We start from the raw sequence: 23,045 nt of genomic DNA on the forward strand, positions 1-23,045 counted from the left end.
CCTGATCACTGAAGGGAACTACCATGAGTGTTACCGCTATTAATACCGCCAATACCGCCGCCACGCCATCGATCGACCCGCCGCCAGGCTTGACCACGCCGGCCAATCCCCAATCCGGCCAAAAGAGCCAGTTTGCCCTGTTCAGCGATAGCTGGATCGAATTGCAAGCCTATGTGGGTTCGGCCACCGAATTGCCCATCACCAAAGGCGATTTCGAAAGCAAGTACGGCGCCGTCGATGGCTCGCAGACGGTACTCGATTGCATCGGCGCAATGAAAAGCGTGCAAAACGCCTCCACCGAATTCGGCAACCCGAAAAGCCTGCGCGCGGCCCTGATCAAGAATCCCGGCCTGCTGGCCACGCCGACGCCGCCGACAGAAATCTACACGCACACAGTATGGCTGGGCCAGCGCGTGCATGACACCTCGACCAAGCTGGTGAGCGGCTATCAAAGCGTGATCGATGAACTGCCGGGCCTGCCTCCCAAGGAACAGGTGGAGAACCTGAAAGCCTATCTGTTCGACCAGACCATGGGGCCGATACCGCTGGCGCAAAAAATGTCGGCCGAAGTGGCGGCACTGATCAGGAAGCTGGGTCTGTTCGAACAGAAAATGAATGAATACAACAGCAAACTGCAGGCATTTACCAGCAGTTCGTCGACGATGATCGCGAATGTAAACCGCACCATCGGCGGCCTGGAAACGAAGATCGTGGAGCTGGAGAAACTGCGCGATGCAGCCTACAAGGCCTGGCGCGACTTCACCATCGCCGCCGTCACGGCGTCCGTCGGCTGCGCGCTGATCGGCGGCCTGCTGGCGCCGTTCACGGGCGGCGTCTCGCTGCTGGTGGGCGGCGCAGCCGCCATCGCCACCGGCGTCGGGCTGGGCATCAAGGCGGCGCAGAACCGCGCCGCCTACAACGAATATTGCACACAGATCAGCAGCCAGACGCAGGAATTGCAAAAGAAACAGCGGCTGCGCAGCGACCTGGGCGACTTCAACACGCAGATGGCGCGCGTGGGGCCGGCCATGTCCAAATTCCTCGGCAGCCTGCAAACGGTGGAAGGCGTGTGGGTGCAGATGAATACGGACATGATCACGCTGGGCAACAGCATCACGGAATCGAACGTGGGCAGCATGCCTTTCCTCGTCAAGGCGAAAGCCAAGCTGGCCATCGATTCCTGGCAAGCCATCGATGACAGCGCCAAGCAGTTTACCGTGCAGTCGCTGGTCGACTACGACAACCTCGCATTCGGCCAGCACTTGTCGGAAAACCAGCGCGCCGCTTGATGACAGTTGCCCCCCGGCTCAGGCACCGGGGGGCAAACATACCGATCGTTGGCTTACAGAAAGGCAAACACCATGTCGAGACAATTCGGATATCCGCTGGCAGTGCAACAGGCGGCGCTGCGGCAAACTGTTGATGATGGCGATCCCCATTTGGCGTTTGAAGGCGGCAGCGCCTGGGATCACCTCACGTACTACATAGTCCAGGCGGACAAGCAGCAGCCCGGCCCGGACAAGCCGCTGGCAGCGGCGGCGCAAGCCGTAGCGGACGAGGCCGCCCGCTTTGGCACGCCGAAAAGCTTGCGTGCCCTGCTGGTCACCTCGCCTGACGCCCTGGCGCAGAACACGCCGCCGGCCATGCTGTACGCTGGCCTGGTGTGGTTTGTCTTGCGCCTGAAAAGTTCGGCTGCCAGCATGCTGTCGTATCAACAATCACTGCTGGAGGCAGGTGTTGTCGCCAGCGACAGGCGCGAAATACTGCATGCGCTGGGACCGATGGTGGAAGAAGCGCGCGCGTCCATTGCCCCCCTGATGCAGGGCTTGAACAAATGGAAGGATGGCGTCTTGCCGGCGAATGCGGCGCTGGCCCAGCTGGCAACACAGACGGGCACCGATCTGCAGGCGCAGCAAGAGGCGCTGGGGCGCTTGCAGGCAGCCATCGCATCGATAGAAGAACAATTGGCGCACTTGGGCCTGTTCAGCGGGCACAAGAAAAAGGAACTGGAAGCGCAGTTGCACGCCTTGCGCGAGCAGCTGGCGCGCGACACGGCGCTGTCCGAGCAGCTGCGACTGCAACTGGAAGGCGTCAACCTGCTGCTGGCCAATGGCGGCTGGCTGGAAGCGGCTATCGATGAGCTTATCCATTGGCTGGACGCCTTGCGCACGGCGTGGAGCGCTCTCGGTTCCGGTACGACCCAGCTGGCAGCCGACGCCAACGACGCGGAACTGGGCAACGACAGCTGGCTGGCGCAAACACTGGCCAGCGCCATGGCCTTTCCCCTGTGGCAGGCGCTCATCACCGCCGCGCAACGCTACGCCAGCAACTCGCTGGTCGACTTCCCCGCGCCGCCCGCCGCGGCGGGACGGCAGCCATGAGGCGCGCCGCCGCACGTCTGCTGCATCTGCTGGCCATGGCCACCCTCGCGCTGGGACTGCTGCATGCGCCCGCCATGGCGCAAAACAGCAATACCGCCGCGCTGGAAAACGCGCTGCGCCAGCTGGCGCAATTCCAGCGAGAAGTGGCGAATATGCGCAATACCGTGCGCCAGCCTCTGGGCCCGTACCCGCTGTACACGCAGTGCAGCTGGTGCAGCGAGCACGCGTGGTGGGGCCTGGGCATGTGCACCAAGACGACCACGGAAACATGGTCGCAGAATGTCGATTTCACATGGACGCGCAATCAGCTCGATCAAGTGCTGGCCCGCGCGGAACGCGATGCGGGCAACCTGGGCACGGCCTATGCTCCCACCCAGGCGTGGATAGACAGCTTGCCGGCCTTTAGCCGCGCCTTTGACGCGAACGCCGACCGCGTGCTGGCGGTGCAGGAGCAGATTCGCCAGGGAATCGGGCCCAACGACCAGCAGCGGCAAACGGCGACGCAGGCGCTGCAACAGCTGAGCAGCGACATGGAGCGCAGTTCGGCCCAGCTGAAGGCGGGCACGCAGGCGCTGGCGGTGTCGCTGCAGCAGCAAAGCGCCTATCGCGAACAGATCCGCCTGGCCATCGAGGGGGCCGACCGCTCGGCCCAGGAAGCGCTGCGGCAGATTGAACAGGCGGCCCAGTCGCATCACTGCCAGGATGGCTTGCCGCAAAAGTTCAATGCCATCCGCGACGACTTCAAGCGTTCGATCCAGAGCATCTCGGCAGCTTTCCAGCAGCTCGATAACAGCAGCCGCGGCGCCGAGACCGGCCTGGCCGCACTGCTGGGCGCTGTCGTCACCTCGCAGACCGACATGCAATCCATCCTCGACCTGCTCAAGGCGGCGCAGAACGACAAGCTGGGCAGTTTCCTCGAGCGGCTGCACCTGAATGCGGCGAAACAGCAATGGCACGACCTGGCCAATGCCTATACGCGGGTGGCGCGCGAAGCGGCGCTGGCGCAAGGAGGCGGCTGACAAAGACTGGCACAGCCGGGATGCCGCCGCTTTGCGCCGTCTCAATGCCACGGCCGCCCTACTCCCTATGATGAGCATATGCAGCTTGTGCAATGCCGCATCCATTGGGGGAGGCCGTGGACAAACCGGAAACCAGCAGCGCCGGCGCCAGTGCGCTGGCAGCGGTGCGCAAGAAAGATGCGCTGCCATTCATCCTGCTATACATCCTGCTGGCGGGCTTGCTGGCAGTGATAGGGGGGGCGGTACTGGCGCCCCACTACCACGCCGTGCCGGCCCTGCTGTGGAGCCTGGGCTTTTGCGTCAGCGGCATGCTGCTGGGATTTCTGTTCGGCATTCCCCGCACCCTGCCCTCTGGCATGGTCAACATGGCGCAAGCCGAGGACCGCCCGAACGGCAAGGGACACAGCACGGACGAGAACGCTAACGGGAGGACCGGCAACACGCTCTTCCTCGGCACGCCCGCGCCGATGGAAATCAATTCCAACCTGGTGGAAGTATCGGACTGGCTGACCAAGATCATTGTCGGCGTGGGCTTGATCGAGCTCAAAAGCCTGCCCGGCAGCGCGCGCAGCATGGCCGCCTTCATCGCACCCAGCCTCGCTACCGATACGGGCACAGCCATGGCCGTGGTGGGCGGCATCATGCTGTTCTTTTCCGTGCATGGTTTTTTGATCGGCTACCTGCTGACGCGCATTTATCTGTCCATCATGATCAAGCGCGCCGACAGCCTCGTCAAAAACGAATCCGTGCGCCTGGAGAGCGGCAAGGAAATCGACGTGACGGAACTGAGCCGTCTGCAGCAAAAATCGCTCGAGGACATGCAGGAAGCCGTGACGCAGCTGCTGCTGGCCCATCCACCGGACGGGGGCGTGGCAGTCACGGCCCTGGCCGGCATACCGGCGGAGAAAAAGCCCGTCAGCCTGGTGCTGTGGCTGGATGACCATCCGCGCAACAACACCTTGCTGGTGGAGCAACTGGAACGGGAAAACATCAAGGTGGACCAGGCTGTCTCGACGCAGCAGGCGCTGGCCATGCTGCAACAGCAGCCCTATGCGCTGTTCATCACGGACATGGCACGGGTGGAAAACCGCCGGCGCATCAAGGATGCGGGCGTGCGCACGGTGCGCGAAGTGCGTCAGGCGCTGCCCGCGCTACCCATCGTCGTATATTGCAGCAAAGATACGGTCGCCAGTTACGGTGTGGAAGCGGAAGCGGCGGGCGCCCATTTCATCACCACCTCGGGCACCAGCCTGCTGGCGGCCGTCAACAAGCTTTTGCATGAAGAACGCCGGGACGGCGATCAATCCACCCGGTAACGGTAGCTGCCCACGTAATGGAGCGAACTGCGCTGCGGATGCGCCAGCTGGTTCGGCGCAAACACGCACACGCTGGTGTCGGCCAGCACGCCCTGCGCCTGCGCATCCGCGCACGCCTGTGGCAGCCAGCTGTCGCCATACGACACGCCGTCGAGCAGCTGCGCCAGCGGCACTGGCGACGCCAGCATCGCGCTTTCAACACAGGCCGGCTCGTCATGCATGAGCCCCGTTTCCAGGAAGAATGGCGACGGCACGGCATCGCCATCCTCCGTGTACGTGGGCGCCAAATATGCCTGCAGCGCTTCCCAGTCGGGAAAGCGCCCGCTGCAGGCAAACACGTGGACGACGGGCACGCTATAGCACACGCTTACAGCTTCTCCATCTTTTGCCGCACGGCCGGCGCTGTCGAGGCCGTCGGCGCCAGCTCCAGATAGGTTTTGTATGCGGCCTTGGCCTTGGCGGCATCGCCAGCCTTGGCATAGGCGTCTCCCAGGTTCAAATAGGCAATCGCGCGCGACGGGTCCATCTTGACCGTGTTTTCAAACCAGCGGGCCGCTTCGCGGTATTTTTCCTGCTTGTAGAAGACAAAGCCCAGGTTGTTGGCCGCCAGCGCGAAGTCGGGGCGCAATTTCAGCGCTTCCGTAAATTGCGCTTCCGCCGCCGCATATTGTTTCTCCTTGTACAGCTGCAAGCCGCGGTCGTTGGCCCGCTGCGCCAGTTGGCGCGTGGAGGTCGGCACGGCGCCCGGCGTGACGATCTTCTGTTCGCCGCCCTGCAAATCCTTCACCGTCACGCTGGCGGCCGCCGGCTTGGCGTCCAGCTTGCTGTTCAGGGCGATGGCTTCCGTCGACAGTTGCGTCGTGTTCGGGCTGAGGAATTCCGTCTCGCCCGGCAATTCAAAGACGAAATCGCCCCCTTCCGAGCCGGGCAAGCTGCCAAACGCGGGAGTCTGGTTCGATACGCTGGAGACGGCCGGCGCTACGTAGGCCGCCAGTTCCGTGGCCGTGATGAGGCCGTCGCCGTTCAGGTCGCCCTTGCCAGCCAGGCCCTGCAGCAGGGTCCAGGTAAATACGGAGTGGCCGTTCGGCCCGCCATCGGCCACCAGCTGGTCGCCGCCGCCGGCCGTCAGCATTTGCCGTCCGATGCGCTTGGCGTTGTCGCGCAGGAAGGAGCTGGAACCGGCTCCCCGTGTCAGGCCCAGGCCGCTGTAGCAGGCATCCATGACAAAAAACGCGTGCTTGGCCGTCAGCGACTCCGCGATATTCTGGATTTCCGTCATCGGAATCGCATCCGTGGCGAACTGCGCCGGGTCGGAATCGACGGGCACGATGTAGCCCAGGTCGCGCCCGGAACTGAGCTTGCGCGTGGCGCCGTGGCCGGCGAAGAAGACAAAGATGCGGTCGTTCTTTTGCACGCCGCCATGCGCCAGCTTGTCGTGGAAGGCGGCCAGGATATTGTTGCGCGTCGCTTCGCCATTCTTCAGGGTCACGACGCGCTCGGGCGCGAATGCAAACTTTTCGATCAGCGTTTCGCGGATGCCTTGCGCATCGCGCACCGCATATTGCAGTTTCGGCCATTTCGCGTAGTCATCGATGCCGATTACCACGGCCCAGGAATTGGCATAACCGGTGGTGACGGGCACTTTTTCCGGCGCGGGCGCCGTGCTTTTCGCCACCTGGAAGCTCGTGCCATCCCAGCCCGCGAATTGATAGCCTTCGGCGATCAGCTTGTCGAGCACGGCTGGCAAGGCTTTCACCGTACGCTCGTGGATGTCGTGGAACAGAATGATGCCGCGCCCCGCCTTGTCGACGGACGCCAGCACCCGGTTGGTGATCGAGCTGGGCACGGGGTCGGCCCAGTCCAGCGAATCGATATTCCACATCACGGATTTCAAATGCGCATCGGCCAGCGCGGCCATGCCTTCGCTGTTGCGTGCGCCATACGGAAAGCGGAACAGCGCGGCCCGCTCGGGGCTGATGGCTTTCAATAAAGTGTCGGTGCCGAGGATTTCGCCTTTCAGCTTGTCGCCCGTCTGTTTCGACAACTGTGCATGGCTGAAACTGTGGTTGCCAACGGCATAGCCTTCTTTCATCAGCTTGCGGCTCACTTCCGCGCCCGCGTTCAGCTTGGCGTGACCTTCCGCGTCCAGGCTGCCCAGGTTGCGGCCCACGTTGAAGAACACGGCCGGCACGCCATACTGTTTCAGGATGGCGCTGATTTCTTCCGTGTAGCGGCGGTGCGGGCCGTCGTCGAAGGTCAGCACGATGGTTTTCTTCGGCAAGCCCAGGCCGAAGATTTCCGTCTCATCTTTTTTTGGCGCCGGCTTGGCTTCGGGTAGGGAGCCGGCTGGTGGCACCGCATACGGTACGACGATGCCGTTTTCCTTCAAAATCTGTTCGCGGCTGTAGAGCTTTTTCAGCTGCGCCACGTAATCGTCCCAGCGCTCGCGCTTGAGTTCGATGGCACGCTGGCCCAGGTTGCCGAAGATTTGCCGGATTTCTTTCTCGTAATTGCGCTCGATCTCGCCCAGCGCATCGAGGTCTTCGGAAATGCGCTTGTGTAGCTTGATCGCCGGCAAGGAGGAATCCTTGGCCACGTCGGCAAGCATGCTTTGCAGCAGTTCGCGGAAAGCCAGGCGGTCCGCATCGTACAGGCCGGGATCGGATTCGATATACGTCAACAGACTGTCGAGCGCCTCGAAGCGGCCGGGATTGGTGGGCGCCATCAGCTGGTCCAGCGCCGCGTCCAGCTTGGCGATGCGTTCCTGGTTTTCATGGAACAGCGCCTGCCCCACTTTACGCGCTTCGTCGCGCGCCCCTTCGGGCAAGCTTTGCTCGTCGGCCAGCAGCACGATGATCTTGCGGAAATTGCCCAGCAAGTCGCGGAACTGGCTGGCCACGGCGGCCGTATCAACGGCGGATTGGGGCGCGGCGGCCGGACTGCCCGAAGCGGGAGCGCCCGGCGCAGCGGTGGCGGCGGGACGGGTGTAGGTATAAATGCCGGCCCCAGCGGCGAGTGCCACGACGACGGTGGCGGCGATCTTGATCGGCTTGGAAGTCACAGGCTTGTCATTCCCTTCACATACTATGCATAGAATTCAGATGGCGCGGATGCGCAAGATGCATAATTGTAGAGCACGCTTAGCAATTCGATCATCCGCACGCTGAATTTCGGCAATAATATTGTCGCAAACCTCCATAAAAATAGTGAAAACGGAAAAGACGATGCACAAGAAACTCTGCGCAGCCGCGCTGATGCTGGGCGTGGCCCTGATGCTGCTGCAACTGCGCGCGCATGCGGGCGATACGGGCGTAAAACTGGTGGGACGCGTGTGTCTGCCGCACTGAAGCGCCCCCCACGGTAGCGCTACACCTTGGCCGGTTCCCAGTAATTGGCCAGCCCCAGCTTTTTCAGGCCGGCCGCGACAAAACGCGGTTCCAGCAATTCCTCCGCCGTCAACGGTAGTCGGATCAGCTTTTGTTCCTGCGCAAACGCCAGCACGCGCCGGTAATGGCGGTACACGGCGTCGTCGTACAGGGGCGACCAGCGCTCCTTCCACTGCAAGCCCGGATCGTCATAGCTGCGCCGCACCACGCTGTCGGGCGTGCCATTGCGCGTGCCATCCCTGATGACCGCTTCGCGGTTGCCATCCAGCGCCGCCCAGTGCTGGGCCCGCAGCCAGGCCGTGGCCACCAGTTCGGCGATGTCGGGATGGGCTTGCGTAAAGTCGCGCCGCGCCCACAGTTCCGCCCGCATTTTGCGTTCCGGCAAGCCCTTGCTGGACCAGATGATGCGGCCGATGCCCTTGTCTTCCAGCGGATAGCCATTGATCATGAACAAGGCGTCGACGGCGCCCGTGGCCAGCGCGGCCGTGCCCGGTTTCAAGTCCATATTAATCAAGCGAAAATCCGTGGGCGACATGCGCTGGTCGGCGATCAGCTGGCGCAAGCCCAGTTCCCATGGCCGGCCCCGGTGCACGCTGATGCGCTTGCCCTTCAGGTCGGCCAATGACGTGGCGCGTGAACTGCTGGGTACCAGCAGGAACTGGTCCGTGCCCCGTCCCGCTGGCACGATCACCTGCGTGCGCACGCCGCCCGCGTTGAGGATGACGGACGGCAAGTCGCCATACGCGGCCATGTCGATGCGCCCGCTGGCGAACGCCTCGTTCATGGTGGCGCCCGTGTCACCGGTAACGGGCAGCCATTCCAGCCGCACGCCTCGCTGCTTGAGTTCGCGCGCCAGCCAGCCTTCCTGCTGCACCCGATAAGCGATGCCGCCCAGTTCCGCCCTGCCGTTTTCCGCAAACCCCGTCGAGGCGATGCGCAGGGCCGCCGGTGGCGCCCCCGCTTTCGCCGCCGACACTGCCTGTCCCGCCAGGGGCAGCAGCGCCAGCCCGCCCATCACCGTGCGTCGCCGCATCGCATTCTCCTCATCATCAATCATGGCCACTGTTGACGTGCTTCCCGCTCAAGCCGCACGACGCGACTGCGCCAGCGCCGCTTCGAAAGGACGGGGATCGATCCACGCGCGCACGTCGACCTTGCTTGGCAGGAAGTTCCAGCGGAACAAAAAGTCGCTGAAATCCTGCAAGCCCGCGATCGACGTTTCCGCCAGGTCCGTGTCCAGGCGCAAATGCGCATCCTTGCCGTAAGCCACTTGCACCCAGTGCTCGCTGGCATTCGATTCGCGCGCGAGGAAACGCCGCGTCTCGTCCGCATGGCCGCGCGCCCACGCTTCGGCCCGCAGTACCTGCTCGACCAGGGTGACGGCGGAACTGAAATGATGGTCCAGCAAGTGGGCATCGACGCTCAGGGTGCGTGGCGTGCCGTTGTTGGCGCGGATCAGGGGTTCCGGATGGATGCCCGTGTCGATCACCGCATGCAAGCCGAACTGCTGCGCCAGCTGCGCGGCGGAAGCGCCTTTCAGGAAGATGGCGTCCACCTCGCCGCGCAGCAGTCCCAGCAGCTCCGGACTTTGCCCGCCGCGCCGCTCGCCGCTGAACAGATTCGTCGCCGCGCCCTGCTCCGGCGGCGATTCGCTCTGGCCCGCCGCGATCACATAATCAAGCAGTTCCACGTCCGCAACGGCCAGACCTTCCAGGCTCAGCGCATTTTCCAGACCACGCAAGGCTTGCGCGCGCGCAAAGTCGATCTGCGCCTTGGCCCACAATGGCAAGCCGAAACGACGTCCCTTCAAGTCGCGCACCGTCTTGATGCCGCTGTCGGGCAAGGTCAATATCAGCTGCGTCTCGTCCGACCACGACAGCCCGATCACGCGCGTCTCGCGCCCCGCCGCGCGCGCCCACAGGGCGGGAATATTGCCGCCGTGGCGCACGGAATTTTGCAAGGTATGGTCGAAATGCGATTCGCGCACGGCTTCCTGCTCGGACTCGCGCAGCGAGCGCAAGCTGGTGCCGTCGACGCGCAAGGCTGTTTCCAACCAGCCTTGTTGCAGGGCTATCCCCAGTCCCGTGGGGACGGGGCAGCGCGTGTACCACAGGGTATCGAGTGCTTGATTGTCATTGCTCATTTGCTATCTCCTGGTGGGTGAATCGATCAGACATGTCAACTACAGCGCCATCCTGCGCGCCCATTCATTGCCATCCCATGAGCTGCTGGGGTGTACCTCGTCCTGCGCCACGGGCGCGTGCGTGTCGTCGAGGTCGCTGAAATCCGCATGCAAGCCGTCGCGGATGGCGACAAAGCCCGGTGAACCGCGCTGGCGCGGATGGGCCAGCGGTACGTCCTGCACGCGGCGCACCTTGCCCGGGCGCGCATCGAGCACGACGATGCGGTCGGCCAGGTAGACGGCTTCATCGATGTCATGCGTGACCATCACCATGGTGATACCCTCGTCCTGCCACAGGCGGCGCAGCTCTTGCTGCAAACGCAAGCGTGTCAGCGCGTCGAGCGCGCCCAGCGGTTCGTCCAGCAGCAGCACATCGGGCCGCCCGACGAGGGCACGGGCAATCGCCGCCCGCTGCGACATACCGCCCGACAATTGATGCGGGTAGGCATCCGCATAGCCATCGAGGCCCACGCGCGTGATTTCCGCCGCCACGCGCGATGCGCGCTCGGCCAATGGCACCTTGGTATTGCTGAAAGCCACGGCCACGTTCTGCTGCACCGTCAGCCAGGGAAACAGGCGGTGATCCTGGAACACGAGGCCACGGTGCAAATCCGTGCCGCGTATCGGTACGCCATCGTGCAGCAGCAAGCCCGTGTAATCCGTATCGAGACCCGCCAGCAGGCGCAGCAGGGTGGATTTTCCGCAACCGGACGCGCCCACGATGGCAACGAATTCGCCCGGCGCAATCGTCAGGGAAATGTCGTCGAGCACCAGCAGCGGTGCGCCTTTCAGCGAAAACGACTTGCTCACATGTTGCACTTGCAGACCGCCGCTCAGGTGCTGTCGCTGTGGCAGCAAGGTCGATGGGGAAACGAAATCATTCATGGCGCACTCTCTGCGGTGGGGTCGAAGGAAGGAATGGCGGCGGGCGGCGCCCGGCGCAGCCAGCGGCTGCCGTGGAAATAGAGCCAGGCGGCCAGCCACGGAGCCAGCCAGATCAGGAACACATTGCGCAAGCCCGTCAGGTCAGCCAGGCGGCCCGCCGCCAGCGCGCCAGCCGTGCCGCCCACCATGCCGAACAGGGTCAAATGGGCCGAGACCCTGGCCTTGTCGACGGGCGCGCGGGCGATATTGTCCGTATTGACGAGGTTATTCACGCCCAGGCCCAGGCCCAGCAACACGGAGGCGGCCAGATAAGCAATGCTGTTGGGCCACAAACCCAGGATCAGCAAGGCCACCATGATGGCCAGGTGCGCGCCGCCATACAGCTGTTCGCGGTAGCGGCTGGCCAGCACGAAGCGCCCGAGGAACAGCAGCACCAGCACGCAACTAAGTCCCTGCACGGCCATCAGCCAGACGGAATGGTGCGCAGGCCAGTGCAGCACCCGGATGGCCAGCAAGATGGAAAACACGCCCACGCTGGACGCCGTGAAGCTGGCGAGGATCTCGAACAGATACGTGACGCGCACGACAGGCAGGCGCAGCAGCTCGCGCAGGCTGGCCGCACCGGGCACGGCAGCATATCCCCCCTGCTTGCGCGGCGCCGTGTTGTCGGGCAACACTTGCCAGCCCAGCACGGCCAGGATGGCGAACATCAGCGCGGAAATCAAAAAGCCTGCCTTCAGCCCCAGTTGCGCAATCAGATAATTGCCGCACAAGGGCCCGAGGAACTGCATGCCCAAGATCAACGTCCCCTTGTACCAGCCCGCCTTGCCCTGCCCCAGTTCCGGCAGGCGCACGAGAAACACGGTGCTCATGGCCACGATGCGCAGTGAAATGCACAGGCCGACCAAAAACATCAGCAAAGCCACCCACTGCCAGCCAGGCAGCCACGGCAGCACGCAAAAAGCCAGCGCCAGGCTCAGGCTGACTCCCGCGTACAAGTGCTTCGGATTGCCGCGCGAAAGAATGTAGCCGGCCGGTATGGTGCCCAGCGCCATGGCCAGGGTTTCCGCGCTGCTGATCGCGGCCAGCTGAAAATTGCTCACGTGCAAATGCAAGCCCAGTAAGGTGGCCAGCACCTTGTTCATGCCGATGGTCACGCCTGACAGCAAGGTCAGGCCGATAAAGCGCAGCAAGAAGGCGCGCAGTTCGCCTTCGCGCGCGCTGACGGCCGCGTCCGCTTGTAAATGCATCGAGTCACTCACTGCTGCGCCCCTTCACCAGCAGGCGCGCCAGCCGCGCAAACGCCACGTTCATCGCTTGCGCCAGGAGCGCGATCACCAGCACGGCCAGCAAGACGACATCCATGCGCCCAGACACTTCGCCGTTGAGCAATAAGGAACCCATGCCGGGGCCGGCCGAAAACAGCAGTTCGCCGCCCAGGCAAGCGAGCCAGGCGAACGCCAGCGCATGCGTGACGCCGGTAACGATGGCCGGCATGGCGCCCGGCAGCAAAATCTGACGCAAGGTTTGCCAGCGCGTCAGGGTCAGCACCTGCCCCACTTCGCGCAATCTTCCTTCCACCTGGCGCATGCCCGCATACGTGTTGAGCACGGTGGGATAAAAGGCGGCGATGGCGATCACCAGCAGCTTGGCGCCGTCGCCATTGCCCACCCACAAGCCCAGCAAGGGTATCAGGCCCAGCAAGGGAACTTGCCGGATGCTGTGGAACAGCGGGCCTATCAATCTGTCAGCCAACGGCGACTGCGCCATCAGCGCGCCCGTGACGATGCCGGCGCTGCCACCCAGCAGCAAGCCGGCAAGAGTGCGGCCCAGGCTGGCGCGCAAATGCACCCACAATTCGCCCGTCACGACCAGGTCGCGCAAGCTGTGCGCGAGGTCGCCCAGCGAGACAAAGATATAGGCGGCTGCCGCACCCTGACCGGATGCCCATTGCCAGGCGCCCAGCAAGGCCAGCGGCAACAGCGCGCCTTTGAGGATCAAACTCAAACGTTGCTTCATGCGGACTCCCCGTCGCGCTTCCAGCGCATCAGCCGCGATTCCAGCGCGTGGCAGGCCCGGTCCAGGCCAAAGCCGATCACACCCGTCAGCACCACGCCCACCATCACCACGTCGAGACGGAACATTTGCCGGCCCATTTCCATCATCTGGCCCAGGCCGCTGTCGGCGGCCAGCAATTCCGCGCCCACCAGCACCATCCACGAGCGCGACAGGGCGATGCGCATGCCCGTCAGCGCGGCCGGCACGATGGCCGGCAAGACGATCAGGCGGATGCGCTGCCAGCGCGAAAAGCAATACACGTGCGCCACCTCAAAGTAGCGCTGCGACAGGTTGCGGATGGCGTCATGCACGGCCAGCGCCACGATGAAGAAGCTGGCCTTGGCCACGATAAACACCTTGAAGCTCTCGCCTATGCCGAACAGCAAGATGAACAGGGGGATCAAGGCCACGGTGGGCAGCTGGCGCAAGACATTGAAAGTAGGGTCGACGTAACTGCGCAAGCCAGGCGACAGGCCCAGCACGACGCCGAAGGCCAGGCCCGCGCTGGCACCTAGGCCGAAACCGGCCAGCAGACGGAACAGGCTGATGCCCAGGTGCTGGCCCAGTTCGCCGCTCTCGGCCAGGTCGCGGGCCGTCAGCAGCACTTGCCAGGGCGACATCAAAATATGCGCAGGCATCCATTCGAACGTGGTAGCTGCCGTCCAGAGCAGCAGCAAGGCGAACGACGACGCCCACACGGACCAGGGGGAACGGATAAAGCGCTGCAGCAAGGGGACAGAGGCTGCACGCGCTGGCGCCGGGGCGCGCGGCAAGGCGATTGCGTTGACGAGGGAAGTCATGGCGACCAGTACGTTTGCAGCTTCAGCTGCGCCAGCGCCTGGTTGACGAACTGGGGCGCGAACAGGCTGTCAACTTGCAGGGGGCGCCCGATCAGGCCCGCGCTCTTCGCATACGCCGCCTCGCCCACATAGTGCTGGCGCAGGCTGGCCGTAAACAAGGGCGACCAGCGCGCCTGCCACGGCGTATGGTCGCCCGCCAGTTCGCGCCGCACGACGCTTTCCACCTGCCCAGCCGCCGCCTCGCTGCGCACATATTCATCTTCACCACCGGCGCCGGCGGCCCGGTGGTGTTCGCGCACATACGCCGTCACCACCAGCTGGGCCAGCTGCGGATAGCGTTGCAGGAAACCGCTGTCAGCCCACAGTTCCGCGCGCATCTTCCAGTCCTGCGGCGGCGCCTTGCTGGTCCAGATGATCTTGCCGACCTTTTTATCCTCGAGCAGGAAGGCGTCGCTGAGGGTAAAGAAGGCGTCCGCGCCGCCCGTCGCCACGGCCGCCGCGCCCGCCTGTGGATTGAGGTTGAGGATTTTTACGTCGCGCAAGGTCATGCCGTTCGCTTCCAGCAGGCGCGCGAATGGATATTCCCACGGCCGCCCCCGGTGCAGGGCGATCTTCTTGCCCTTCAAGTCCTTGATCGAGCGGGCCGTCGATCCATTGGGCACCACCAGATAGGTGTTATTGGCGCTGCCGCCGGGCAGAATCAGCCGCGTCTGCAAGCCCGAGGCATTGGCGATAATCGATGGCAAGTCGCCATACTGGGCCAGGTCGATCGAGTGATTGGCAAATGCCTCGTTGACCTGCGTCGCCACCGAATTGGTGGTGACGGGCACCCATTCCAGCTTCACGCCCAGCTTGCCCAGTTCGGCGGCCAGCCAGCCCGTTGATGCCACCTGGGCGGCCGAACCGGCAAACACGGTCTTGCCGGACGGCGCCGTGCGGGCCACGACGGCGATGCGCACGGCTTCCGGCAGTGGCTCGGCGGCGGCCACCAGCGCGATGGCGGGCGCCAGCAGGCTGGCCAGCACGGCGGTGGCGAATACTTTGCGCCAGCGCAAACGTAAGAATTTCAATGACATCTCGGGCCTGTTCTTGAAAGGGTTACACCAGATCGGTGGCAGGAAGCAGTGAAAGCGCGCGAGCCGTATCGATCAGCTTGCTCATCTTCCATTGCTGCAGCAGCACGCCGGGACCGAAATCGCGCGAACCGCCGATGGCTTCGGCCGCGATCTGGATCTTGGCGCCCTCTTCCAGCAGCAGAATGAACTCGGCCAGTTTCAGCAAACCCTGCTTGCCCCATACGGTGGCGCCGCCATTCGCTTCCAGGATGGCCGTCGCGTGCGTGTTACGCGCGATTTCGCCGAGGATGAAATCGACTTCCGGCTGGCGGCGGTCGATATAGATGGGAATTTCGCGTATCAGCTGGAAGCGCTGCACGGGCACGTAGCGGATCGGCAGGGTGCGGTGCGTCTGCGCCCACGCGCCCAAGGACGGCGAATGCACGTGCGAGATCGACGTGACCTCGGGCCGTTCGCGGAACAATTTTAAATAGCGCGCGCCGCCGTTGTTGGCGTCGCCCACGATCACCGTGCCATCGAGCGCCAGCACGGCCGCCTTCAAGGGCTGGCCGCGGCGGAACGGGCCCGGGTCGTTGACAACCACGACCTTGTCACCGCCAGGAGTGCGCTCGACAAAGCCCACCGTACCGTTGGCCGTCAGGCTGCCCGTCTCGCGCAGGCCGTCGAAGGCCGTCTGCGCATCGCGCCGCACCTGCTCCACGAAGGCCTGTTCGGCTACCGTCAATTCCTGCACCTGTACTTGTTGTGCTTCCGCTTGTGCCACGTCCGTCATGTCATGCTCCATTCGGTAAAAAGGTTGAGACCGGGTTTTGTCTACCTCCTGCTTTCGCAAGACGCGTGCCAGCGCCTGGGCCGCATCAATGCTGGACGGCTGCTGCCTGCGCAACAGCGGCTGCTGGCGCGGCAGCAGCGCTAGACGCAGGCACTGTCGGCAAGCCAGCAAGCGCTGCGGGCACGTTTCCTGCACGGCTCAAGGCTCCCACTCACCACGAAGGAATCCCATGACTAACGCAAGCTCCGCTCCCATCGATACAGTCGATACCGTCTGGTTCACGCGCTGCCCCGTGCCCACAGCCACGGGCCTGGCCTACAAACTGGGCTGGCTGGACGAGGAATTCGCCCGCGACGGCATCGCCCTGAAAACCCTGCAGGAAGTAGGCGGCGAACTGGCGCGCCACCATTACGACCACGGCCTGTCCACGCTCGTGCGCGAAGGGGGCAACCTGCTGGCCCTGCCCGCGCGCGCGCAAGGGGCGCCCACGCGCCTGGTCGGCCTGACCTGGATCGACGAATGGCAAGCTATCCTCGTGCGCCCCGGTTCCGGCATCACGACGCCCGCGCAGCTGCAGGGCAAGCGGCTGGCGCTACCCGCCTTTCGCGCCGAGGATTTGCGCGAGAACCGGCGCGGGCGCAGCATCGCGCGCGGCATGAGCCTGGCCGGCTACAAAGGCGTGCTGGCCTCGGCCGGCTTGACGCTGGACGATGTGCGGCTGGTGGAAGTGGGGGGCGAGGCGCCAACGCAGGCCAATCTGGGCGCGGGCCTGTGGCAAGGCATCGCGCCGCTCTTGTGCGGCGAAGTCGACGCCGTCTACGTGAAAGGCGCGGCGGCGGCCGAGGCGGCCCGTGCGGCGGGGCTGGAAGTGGGCGTCGACATCGACGCCCTGCCCGACCGGCGCTTCCGCGTGAATAACGGCACGCCACGGCCGATTACCGTGCATGAAACGATGCTGGAACAGCATTTCGAGCTGGTCGTGCGCTTTTTGACGCAGACCCTGCGCGCCGCCCACTGGGCGCGCAGCCACCAGGCCGACGTGCTGGCCATCCTGCAGGGCGAAACGCGGGCCGGCGCCGACGCCGTGGCCGAAGCCTACCGCGCTGGTTTTCACCTGACCCTGGCGCCCGACCTGTCCGACGAGAAGGTGGCCCTGTTCCGCCAGCAGAAGGATTTCCAGCTGCAGCACGGTTTTCTCGACCGCGACGTCGATATCGATAGCTGGATTGACCGCCGGCCGCTGGAGGAAGCGCAGCGGCGCCTCGACGCGCTGCTGCAGCAGGCGGCATAAAGAAACGGGGCCGGCGCACGAATTGCGCTGGCCACGGGTACTACGGCGTCAAGGCAAACGGCGCCCTAGGCGGCCAAGGCCTCGTGCGGCGCGCTAGCCGGTTGCGCCAGCCGCTGCAGCGAGTGGATGGTGGCCGCGCAAGCCGTGGCCAGTTCGACACCCTTGACCTTGAAATGCTGGAAGTAGAATTCCTGGTGCTCGTGGCCCGCATGGAAGTGGTGTGGGGTCAGCACGGCCGACAACACGGGCACGCCCGTCGCCAGCTGCACCTGCATCATGCCGGAAATGACGGCATCGGCCACGAAGTCATGCCGGTAGATACCGCCGTCGACCACCAGGGCGGAAGCTGCAATCGCCGCGTATTGGCCGCTCCTGGCCAGCACTTGCGCATGCAGGGGGATTTCAAAGGCGCCGGCGACGTCGATGACATCGATGTCGTCCTGCGTGAAACCCAGGGTCGCCATTTCGGCGATGAAGGACAATCGGCATTGCGCGACGATGTCGCGGTGCCAGCCCGCCTGGATGAAGGCGATGCGCTTGCCGGGTGCTGCGTGTAACGTTTGTAACATGTAAGACTCCTGTTTTCAAGAATGATAAAAACAGGGCATAGAATCGAAGGGGATATGACAGGCGCGCGAAAGCCACGCCCAACTGCGCATGCAGGCACGCGCGCCAGCGCACCGACGGCAAACACAGGCCGTCCATGCACCGGGCATATGCCGACACCAACACAATGGTTCCATCCCGCTCTCTCTTTATCCGGACTATACCGTCGGCCCCGGAATCACACCAGGTCTGCTGACCTTGTCGTCATAGCCCCGAAGACCATGCCGGCAAGCGCTCGCGGGCTAGGCACGTATGCCATTACCGCCGGTGGGGAATCGCACCCCGCCCTGAGAACGTTGCGCGGCCAGCGCACAGGGTGCGGCAGCCACGCCCGGCGACTACAGCATATCGCCCCTGCCCCTGCCCTGCGCGGTCAGAACTGCACCGTGTACGACGCACCCACCGTGCGCCCCTGGCCGATGATCACCGTGTCGCCATTCACGGCGCCCGGCACGAAGCTGGTGAGCGTGTGGTTGCGGTAAACCTTGTCGGCCAGGTTGTTCGCATACGCCGTGATCCGCTGCTTGCCGCCCGGGAGCACATACGACAGGCGCGCATTGGCCAGCGCGAAGCCGCCCTGGTTCAGCAAGTCGCGAGCGGCATTTTGCGGGTCGACATAGTAGTACTGCTTGGACGTGTAGCGCACGTCGCCGCTGAAAACCAACTGCGCGCCATTGCCCAGCGGGTAGCGGTAATCGGCCGCCAGCAAGGCCGTCACGTGGGGCGAACGCACGAACTCATTGCCGGAACGGTCGCCGCCATTGTTTTGAATGGCGAAATCGTCGAATTCCGTGCGCAGCAGGCCGATATTGGCGTTGATGTGCAGGTTGTCCGTCGGCTGCGCCTCGATCTCGAATTCCGCGCCGTTCACATGCGCCTTGCGCACGTTCTGCAGGTAATTGACGCTTTGCGTCGGGTCGCCGTTGTACACGCCCGTGATATTCACCTGCACGTTCTTGTAATCGTAATGGAAGACGTTGGCGTTGAAATTGAGGCGCCCGTCCAGCCATTCCGATTTCAGTCCCGCCTCGAACGAGTTCAGGGTTTCCGGTTTCACCGTATTCAATGCGCGCACGTCCGTGGCGCTCGTGTTGTAGCCGCCCGACTTGATGCCGTGCGCGTATTTCAGGTAGCCGCGCAAGGTGCGGCTGAAGCGGTATTCGGGCGTCACGTCATACGTCAGCGCATTCCACGTGGTGGACGGATTCGACGTGAAGTTGTTGTTGGCGACCAAAGCGGCCGTGTAATTGCCGCCCCGGACCGTGTTCCACCAGTTCGACGCATCGCCAAACGTCACCGTGTTCGATGCGGCCTGCACGCGCTGCAAGTCCAGGTCCTTGGTTTCCGTGGTCCAGCGCAAACCAAAGGTGGACAGGAACTGCTCGCTGAAGTTGACGGTGGTGCTGCCAAAGATGGCCGCGCTGCGCGCCTTGTGCTGGTAGACGGTGCGGTTGTAGCCGACAGGCTGGGTGCTGCCCGCCAGCGCCGGCACGGTACCATTGGGCAGGCGTGCGCCGGCCGAATCGGAATCGATCTTTTCATTGAAGTAGAACAGGCCAGCCACCCAGCTCACGGCGCCGTTTTGCGGCGACGTCAGGCGCAGCTCCTGCGACACTTGCCGGCTGCTGGCCTTCGAGCGGCTGCGGCCCACTTCCAGCGGCGTGTTGTCGCTGTCGCCCGTCGCTTCGTTGCGGAAGTTTTCATAGCCCGTGATCGACGTCAGGGTCAGCTCGCCCAGCGCGTACTCGAGGTTCAGCTGGGCGCCACCCTGTTTCACGTCGCTGTCGGCCGGTGCATTCGTGCTGACATCATCGGGATTGGTGCTGGGGACGTAGCCGTTGCGGTACACACCATTGGCGCCGTAGCTGGCAACGGTGGTGGTGGCGCCCTTGGTCGTGTAGTCGCGGTAATGCAGGTTCAGGTTCGCCGTCAGGTCGCGCCCGATCAGGGCCTTGAGCTGGCCGCGGATGGCGCTATCCTTGAGTTTTCCATCGCGCTCGCCCGTAAACTGGTTGTGGAAGCGGCCCTTGTCCTGCTGCTCCGTGTGGAAAGACAAACGCCCCGCCAGCACTTCGTCGACCAGCGCGCCGCCGATGGCCCCTTCGGCCAGGGTGGTGTCGTAGCTGCCGTAATCGAGCTTGGCGTAGCCGCTGGACTTGAAGGACGGCTTGCGCGAAATCACATTGATGGCGCCGCCCGTCGTATTCTTGCCCCATAGGGTGCCTTGCGGGCCGCGCAGCACCTCCACCCGGTCCAGGTCGAACAGGGGAAAGCCCGTGGCGCTGGAATTGCTGATGTAGACGTCATCGAGGTAAAAGCCGACGGGATTCGGGAAATCAATTTGCTGCTGGCCCGCGCCCACGCCGCGTATCCACCAGCGCGGACGGCCGTGCTGCTGCGTGCCGGCCGAGGCGTTCGGCACGTAATTGAGGATTTCGCTGGCCGAGCGGCCGATGCCAGTATCGAGCAGCTCCTTGCCACCGAGGACCGTGATCGCGCTCGGCACTTTTTGCGCGGATTCCTCGCGCTTTTGCGCCGTCACCGTCACCGATTGCAAGGAGGCGCCCTCGCCGGCGCCGTTGGCGTCGGCCGAGGCAATGACGTCGGCGCCAGGCGTTTCCGCGTGGACCATGCCATGGACGAGCATCAAGCCGCCGATGGCGAAGGCCGAGCGCAACGCGCGGCGCAGCGGGGTCAGATGAAAGGGAAAGGAAGAAAAGGCGGCGGGGGCAGTCGAACGGCGCATGGGTGGTTATCCTTGAGTAAAGTCAAAACGCGAGATGGTGATGACTGTTATTGCAAGGCGCATGCCCGCTGCCGCAGCGCAGAAAAATTAACTTAAGTGTTTGATTTAAAAGGAAGACTATCGACATGATAGTGCTGTTGATTTGGCAGCAGCGCTGCTGCCGCATGCTGCCTGCGCGACAGCAGGCGGTGGCGCTGCTGTCGCGGCAACAGGGGATACTCAGGCGGCGCGCAACAAAGCTGCCGTATGTCCGCGCACGAGGGGCAGCACTTCTTCGCCCACCCGGTACGCTTCTTCCAGATGCGGCGTGCTGGCCAGGATGAAGGCGTCGGCGCCCAGCTGCACCAGTTCATCGAGACGTTCGGCCACCTGCTGATAGCTGCCGACGATGCCCTGCGTCTGCCCGCCGCGCAGGAGATTGAAGCCGGACCAGATGTTCGGCGCCGTGATCAAGTCCTTGTAGCTGTTCAGGGTGGTCGGACGGTTGCCCCGCTGGCGCGCCGCACCCACGGAATTGCCGCCATCCGTGCCGAGGAACTGGCGCAGGGTGGCGGCATCGACGGCGTCAAAGCCCTTGCGCACCTCGTCCCACGCCTCTTCCTCCGTGGCGCGGGCCACGATGTCGACGCGCACGGCGCACTTGATCTTGCGCCCCAGCAGCGCCGTCTTTTCATGCACCCGGGCGAATTTCTCGCGCAGCTGCTCGAACGGTTCCAGCCACGTCAGGTAGTAATCTGCATGCTTCGACGCGGAACCGAGGGCCGCGTCGGACGAGCCGGAAAAGTAAATCTCGGGGAAGTCCTGCTCCGACAGGGGCGTGGCCAGGCCCGCGTCTTCCACCTGGTAGAACTTGCCCTGGTAGGAAAATGGCCCGCCGCGCCACACGCCGCGCACCACGTCGAGAAATTCCGTTGTGCGAGTGTAGCGGTCGTCGTGGCCGGCCGAATCGCCCCACCACAGCTGCGCCGGGCCGCCGCCGCCCGTGATCACGTTGTACAGTGCGCGGCCGCCCGTGGCCCGCTGCAGGCTGGCCGTCATGCGCGCCGCCACCACGGGGTTCAAAAAGCCGGGCTGGAACGGGATCATGAAGCGGAAGGTGCTCGTCTCGCGCGCCAGCAGCGCGGAAATGGCCCACGGTTCATCCGTCATCGGAAAGGACGGAATCAAGCCGCCCTGGAAGCCCGATATCTCGGCTGCGCGGGCGATTTCCGCCAGGTAGTCGATGTAGCTAAAACCGTCGGCGCCGCCGCCACCGAGGCCGGCCTGGCGCAGGTTGTCATTGCCGGGAAACCAGTCGCCGCGAAACGGCGTGCGGGCGCGGTGCGAACTCGGTTCGCCATGCGTGGGGATGCGCCAGAAAAAATCGATTGCCATCAAGGTACTCCTTCAGTAGGTTGGATACAGAAACTCAAGCCGCTTGCAGCTGCGCGCTCAACGCTGCCCGCACACGAGGCAGCACGTGCTCGCCGATGCGGTAGGCTTCCTCGAAATGGGGGATGGCGGCCAGCACGAAGCTCGACACACCGGCCTGCGCGTAGGCTTGCAATGCCGCGCTGACCTGCGCATAGCTGCCGACCAGGGCGCCATGGGCGCCTGTTTGCGCTTGCGCAAAGCCGGGCCAGAAGACCGCCGTGCTGCCGTCGGATGGCAGTTCGCCGGGCAGCGCCGCGCCACTGCGGTAGCGGCGCGCGTCGCGCAAGGCTTCGTCGAAGGTTTCACGGGCCAGCACGTCGATGCGCAAGCCCGCCGCCGCCGTGCGGCCCAGCTGGCGTACCTGCGCGGCCAAGCTGTCGATGGCAGGCTGCAAGTCCGCCAGCGGCGCCGCATCGAACACGTGCACGTCGGCCTGGCGCGCCGACAGCGCCAGCGCCTCGGCGCTATCGCCGGTCAAATAGATGCCGTTGACGGGGTGGTTCGCCAGCGGGCCCTTGAAACCGCCGTCCTGCACTTCGAAGAACTTGCCCTTGAAGCTAAACGGCGATGTGTTCTGCACGCCGCGCGCCACCGTGATGAATTCATCGATGCGCGGGAGGATATCGGCGTCCGGCGCCGCATCGCCCTGGCGCCGGCGCGCTGCCGCATCGCCACCTTGGCTGATCTGCCAGGCGAAGCGCCCGCCCGTGAAGCGCTGGAAGCTGACGGCGTTCTTTGCCGCGTACACGGCCGAACCCCAGGCCGCGTCGAATTCAGCGATCAGCTTCAGGTGGCGCGTGCTGCGCGCCAGGTAGCCGGCGACGATCCAGCTTTCATCACCTTGCGTATCGTGGCGCACCTGGATGCCGTCAAAGCCGGACAGGTCGGCCGCGCGGGCGATCTGGTGCAGGTAATCGAAATAGTTGAAGGGCGGACGCGCGCCGCGTGGGTCGCTCACGCCCGGCTGCAGCGGACTGGGCGCGCCTGCCGCCCGTTCGCCGCGGCGCGTGATGCCGGGCGCCGCATAGCGGCCATCGCCGCTGGTGGGTAATTGCCAGATGAATTCAATGGTCATGCATGGACTCCTGTCGTGGGTCGAAGAAAGGGCCGGGGC

At 64.3% G+C, this 23,045-nt stretch carries 20 protein-coding genes and 1 riboswitch; of the genes, 6 read left to right on the forward strand and 14 right to left on the reverse strand.

Annotation, left to right across the window (positions count from 1 at the left end; translation table 11 throughout):
* Positions 1-23: 23 nt before the first annotated feature.
* The 4 genes from ACQ4WY_RS02115 (at position 24) to ACQ4WY_RS02130 (ending at position 4,716) form a co-directional block, all read left to right on the forward strand.
* Positions 24-1,289 carry an alpha-xenorhabdolysin family binary toxin subunit A gene (locus ACQ4WY_RS02115; RefSeq protein WP_436502613.1) on the forward strand — a complete coding sequence of 422 codons (1,266 nt, stop codon included), beginning with the start codon at positions 24-26 and terminating at the stop codon, positions 1,287-1,289.
* 72 nt (positions 1,290-1,361) lie between these two features.
* Positions 1,362-2,381: a hypothetical protein gene (locus ACQ4WY_RS02120; RefSeq protein WP_436502614.1), complete on the forward strand. Its 1,020-nt coding sequence runs from the start codon at positions 1,362-1,364 to the stop codon at positions 2,379-2,381.
* The gene (locus ACQ4WY_RS02125; protein ID WP_436502615.1) at positions 2,378-3,400 is read left to right on the forward strand and encodes a hypothetical protein; all 1,023 of its coding nucleotides are present in this window, start codon (positions 2,378-2,380) and stop codon (positions 3,398-3,400) included. The genes ACQ4WY_RS02120 and ACQ4WY_RS02125 overlap by 4 nt, the downstream gene beginning before the upstream one ends.
* Before the next feature lie 116 nt (positions 3,401-3,516).
* Positions 3,517-4,716 (forward strand): response regulator, encoded by a 1,200-nt coding sequence (locus ACQ4WY_RS02130; RefSeq protein ID WP_436502616.1) that lies wholly within the window; start codon positions 3,517-3,519, stop codon positions 4,714-4,716.
* Here the strand turns inward: ACQ4WY_RS02130 and ACQ4WY_RS02135 are convergent.
* The gene (locus ACQ4WY_RS02135; RefSeq protein ID WP_436502617.1) at positions 4,701-5,081 is read right to left on the reverse strand and encodes an immunity 22 family protein; all 381 of its coding nucleotides are present in this window, start codon (positions 5,079-5,081) and stop codon (positions 4,701-4,703) included. The two genes, ACQ4WY_RS02130 and ACQ4WY_RS02135, sit on opposite strands and share 16 nt — an antisense overlap.
* Before the next feature lie 2 nt (positions 5,082-5,083).
* Complete coding sequence (locus ACQ4WY_RS02140; protein WP_436502618.1) at positions 5,084-7,777, reverse strand: polysaccharide deacetylase family protein; 2,694 nt, start codon at positions 7,775-7,777, stop codon at positions 5,084-5,086.
* Between the two features lie 163 nt (positions 7,778-7,940).
* Here ACQ4WY_RS02140 and ACQ4WY_RS02145 point away from each other — a divergent pair, with 163 nt between their 5' ends.
* Positions 7,941-8,063 carry a hypothetical protein gene (locus ACQ4WY_RS02145; RefSeq protein ID WP_353656961.1) on the forward strand — a complete coding sequence of 41 codons (123 nt, stop codon included), beginning with the start codon at positions 7,941-7,943 and terminating at the stop codon, positions 8,061-8,063.
* A gap of 19 nt (positions 8,064-8,082) precedes the next feature.
* Here the strand turns inward: ACQ4WY_RS02145 and ACQ4WY_RS02150 are convergent, their stop codons facing one another.
* The 8 genes from ACQ4WY_RS02150 to ACQ4WY_RS02185 are packed head-to-tail and all read right to left on the reverse strand — an operon-like array spanning position 8,083 to position 15,875.
* A complete protein-coding gene (locus ACQ4WY_RS02150) occupies positions 8,083-9,135 on the reverse strand; it encodes an ABC transporter substrate-binding protein (RefSeq protein ID WP_436502619.1) in 1,053 nt (350 codons plus the stop codon).
* Between the two features lie 48 nt (positions 9,136-9,183).
* The gene (locus ACQ4WY_RS02155; protein WP_436502620.1) at positions 9,184-10,245 is read right to left on the reverse strand and encodes an ABC transporter substrate-binding protein; all 1,062 of its coding nucleotides are present in this window, start codon (positions 10,243-10,245) and stop codon (positions 9,184-9,186) included.
* Positions 10,246-10,284: 39 nt separating this feature from the next.
* Positions 10,285-11,169, reverse strand: a complete 885-nt coding sequence (locus ACQ4WY_RS02160; RefSeq protein ID WP_436502621.1) for an ABC transporter ATP-binding protein — start codon at positions 11,167-11,169, stop codon at positions 10,285-10,287.
* Positions 11,166-12,419, reverse strand: a complete 1,254-nt coding sequence (locus ACQ4WY_RS02165) for an MFS transporter (RefSeq protein WP_436502622.1) — start codon at positions 12,417-12,419, stop codon at positions 11,166-11,168. Before ACQ4WY_RS02165 ends, ACQ4WY_RS02160 begins: the two co-directional genes overlap by 4 nt.
* Positions 12,420-12,423: 4 nt before the next feature.
* The gene (locus tag ACQ4WY_RS02170) at positions 12,424-13,188 is read right to left on the reverse strand and encodes an ABC transporter permease (RefSeq protein WP_436502623.1); all 765 of its coding nucleotides are present in this window, start codon (positions 13,186-13,188) and stop codon (positions 12,424-12,426) included.
* Positions 13,185-14,027, reverse strand: coding sequence for an ABC transporter permease (locus ACQ4WY_RS02175; RefSeq protein WP_436502624.1), 843 nt, complete (start codon positions 14,025-14,027; stop codon positions 13,185-13,187). Before ACQ4WY_RS02175 ends, ACQ4WY_RS02170 begins: the two co-directional genes overlap by 4 nt.
* Positions 14,024-15,103 carry a PhnD/SsuA/transferrin family substrate-binding protein gene (locus ACQ4WY_RS02180; protein WP_436502625.1) on the reverse strand — a complete coding sequence of 360 codons (1,080 nt, stop codon included), beginning with the start codon at positions 15,101-15,103 and terminating at the stop codon, positions 14,024-14,026. Before ACQ4WY_RS02180 ends, ACQ4WY_RS02175 begins: the two co-directional genes overlap by 4 nt.
* A gap of 22 nt (positions 15,104-15,125) precedes the next feature.
* Positions 15,126-15,875, reverse strand: a complete 750-nt coding sequence (locus ACQ4WY_RS02185) for a class II aldolase/adducin family protein (protein WP_436502626.1) — start codon at positions 15,873-15,875, stop codon at positions 15,126-15,128.
* Positions 15,876-16,104: 229 nt separating this feature from the next.
* Here ACQ4WY_RS02185 and ACQ4WY_RS02190 point away from each other — a divergent pair, with 229 nt between their 5' ends.
* Positions 16,105-17,166 carry an ABC transporter substrate-binding protein gene (locus tag ACQ4WY_RS02190; RefSeq protein ID WP_436502627.1) on the forward strand — a complete coding sequence of 354 codons (1,062 nt, stop codon included), beginning with the start codon at positions 16,105-16,107 and terminating at the stop codon, positions 17,164-17,166.
* A gap of 65 nt (positions 17,167-17,231) precedes the next feature.
* On the opposite strand, the gene ACQ4WY_RS02195 is transcribed toward ACQ4WY_RS02190, so the two are convergent.
* From ACQ4WY_RS02195 to ACQ4WY_RS02210, 4 genes are all read right to left on the reverse strand, one after another.
* The gene (locus ACQ4WY_RS02195) at positions 17,232-17,735 is read right to left on the reverse strand and encodes a 6,7-dimethyl-8-ribityllumazine synthase (protein ID WP_436502628.1); all 504 of its coding nucleotides are present in this window, start codon (positions 17,733-17,735) and stop codon (positions 17,232-17,234) included.
* Between the two features lie 173 nt (positions 17,736-17,908).
* Positions 17,909-18,071: riboswitch (FMN riboswitch) on the reverse strand.
* Between the two features lie 74 nt (positions 18,072-18,145).
* Positions 18,146-20,518, reverse strand: coding sequence for a TonB-dependent receptor (locus ACQ4WY_RS02200; RefSeq protein WP_436502629.1), 2,373 nt, complete (start codon positions 20,516-20,518; stop codon positions 18,146-18,148).
* A 219-nt stretch (positions 20,519-20,737) separates the two neighbouring features.
* A complete protein-coding gene (locus tag ACQ4WY_RS02205; protein WP_436502630.1) occupies positions 20,738-21,892 on the reverse strand; it encodes an LLM class flavin-dependent oxidoreductase in 1,155 nt (384 codons plus the stop codon).
* 34 nt (positions 21,893-21,926) lie between these two features.
* Entirely contained in the window at positions 21,927-23,006 is a 1,080-nt protein-coding gene (locus ACQ4WY_RS02210; RefSeq protein ID WP_436502631.1) for an LLM class flavin-dependent oxidoreductase, read from the reverse strand.
* Positions 23,007-23,045 lie beyond the last annotated feature (39 nt).

The sequence above is a fragment of the Janthinobacterium salmonicoloratum genome, from assembly GCF_051380845.1.
Taxonomy (GTDB): domain Bacteria; phylum Pseudomonadota; class Gammaproteobacteria; order Burkholderiales; family Burkholderiaceae_D; genus Janthinobacterium; species Janthinobacterium lividum_F.

Bases quoted from the DNA above. Each gene is read 5' to 3' on its own strand.
- ACQ4WY_RS02170 (WP_436502623.1), bottom strand. From the start codon at position 13,188: ATGAAGCAACGTTTGAGTTTGATCCTCAAAGGCGCGCTGTTGCCGCTG.
- ACQ4WY_RS02150 (WP_436502619.1), bottom strand. From the start codon at position 9,135: ATGCGGCGACGCACGGTGATGGGCGGGCTGGCGCTGCTGCCCCTGGCG.
- ACQ4WY_RS02200 (WP_436502629.1), bottom strand. From the start codon at position 20,518: ATGCGCCGTTCGACTGCCCCCGCCGCCTTTTCTTCCTTTCCCTTTCAT.
- ACQ4WY_RS02145 (WP_353656961.1), top strand. From the start codon at position 7,941: ATGCACAAGAAACTCTGCGCAGCCGCGCTGATGCTGGGCGTGGCCCTG.
- ACQ4WY_RS02165 (WP_436502622.1), bottom strand. From the start codon at position 12,419: ATGCATTTACAAGCGGACGCGGCCGTCAGCGCGCGCGAAGGCGAACTG.
- ACQ4WY_RS02210 (WP_436502631.1), bottom strand. From the start codon at position 23,006: ATGACCATTGAATTCATCTGGCAATTACCCACCAGCGGCGATGGCCGC.
- ACQ4WY_RS02180 (WP_436502625.1), bottom strand. From the start codon at position 15,103: ATGTCATTGAAATTCTTACGTTTGCGCTGGCGCAAAGTATTCGCCACC.
- ACQ4WY_RS02175 (WP_436502624.1), bottom strand. From the start codon at position 14,027: ATGACTTCCCTCGTCAACGCAATCGCCTTGCCGCGCGCCCCGGCGCCA.
- ACQ4WY_RS02205 (WP_436502630.1), bottom strand. From the start codon at position 21,892: ATGGCAATCGATTTTTTCTGGCGCATCCCCACGCATGGCGAACCGAGT.
- ACQ4WY_RS02155 (WP_436502620.1), bottom strand. From the start codon at position 10,245: ATGAGCAATGACAATCAAGCACTCGATACCCTGTGGTACACGCGCTGC.
- ACQ4WY_RS02160 (WP_436502621.1), bottom strand. From the start codon at position 11,169: ATGAATGATTTCGTTTCCCCATCGACCTTGCTGCCACAGCGACAGCAC.
- ACQ4WY_RS02115 (WP_436502613.1), top strand. From the start codon at position 24: ATGAGTGTTACCGCTATTAATACCGCCAATACCGCCGCCACGCCATCG.
- ACQ4WY_RS02190 (WP_436502627.1), top strand. From the start codon at position 16,105: ATGACTAACGCAAGCTCCGCTCCCATCGATACAGTCGATACCGTCTGG.
- ACQ4WY_RS02195 (WP_436502628.1), bottom strand. From the start codon at position 17,735: ATGTTACAAACGTTACACGCAGCACCCGGCAAGCGCATCGCCTTCATC.
- ACQ4WY_RS02185 (WP_436502626.1), bottom strand. From the start codon at position 15,875: ATGACGGACGTGGCACAAGCGGAAGCACAACAAGTACAGGTGCAGGAA.
- ACQ4WY_RS02120 (WP_436502614.1), top strand. From the start codon at position 1,362: ATGTCGAGACAATTCGGATATCCGCTGGCAGTGCAACAGGCGGCGCTG.
- ACQ4WY_RS02125 (WP_436502615.1), top strand. From the start codon at position 2,378: ATGAGGCGCGCCGCCGCACGTCTGCTGCATCTGCTGGCCATGGCCACC.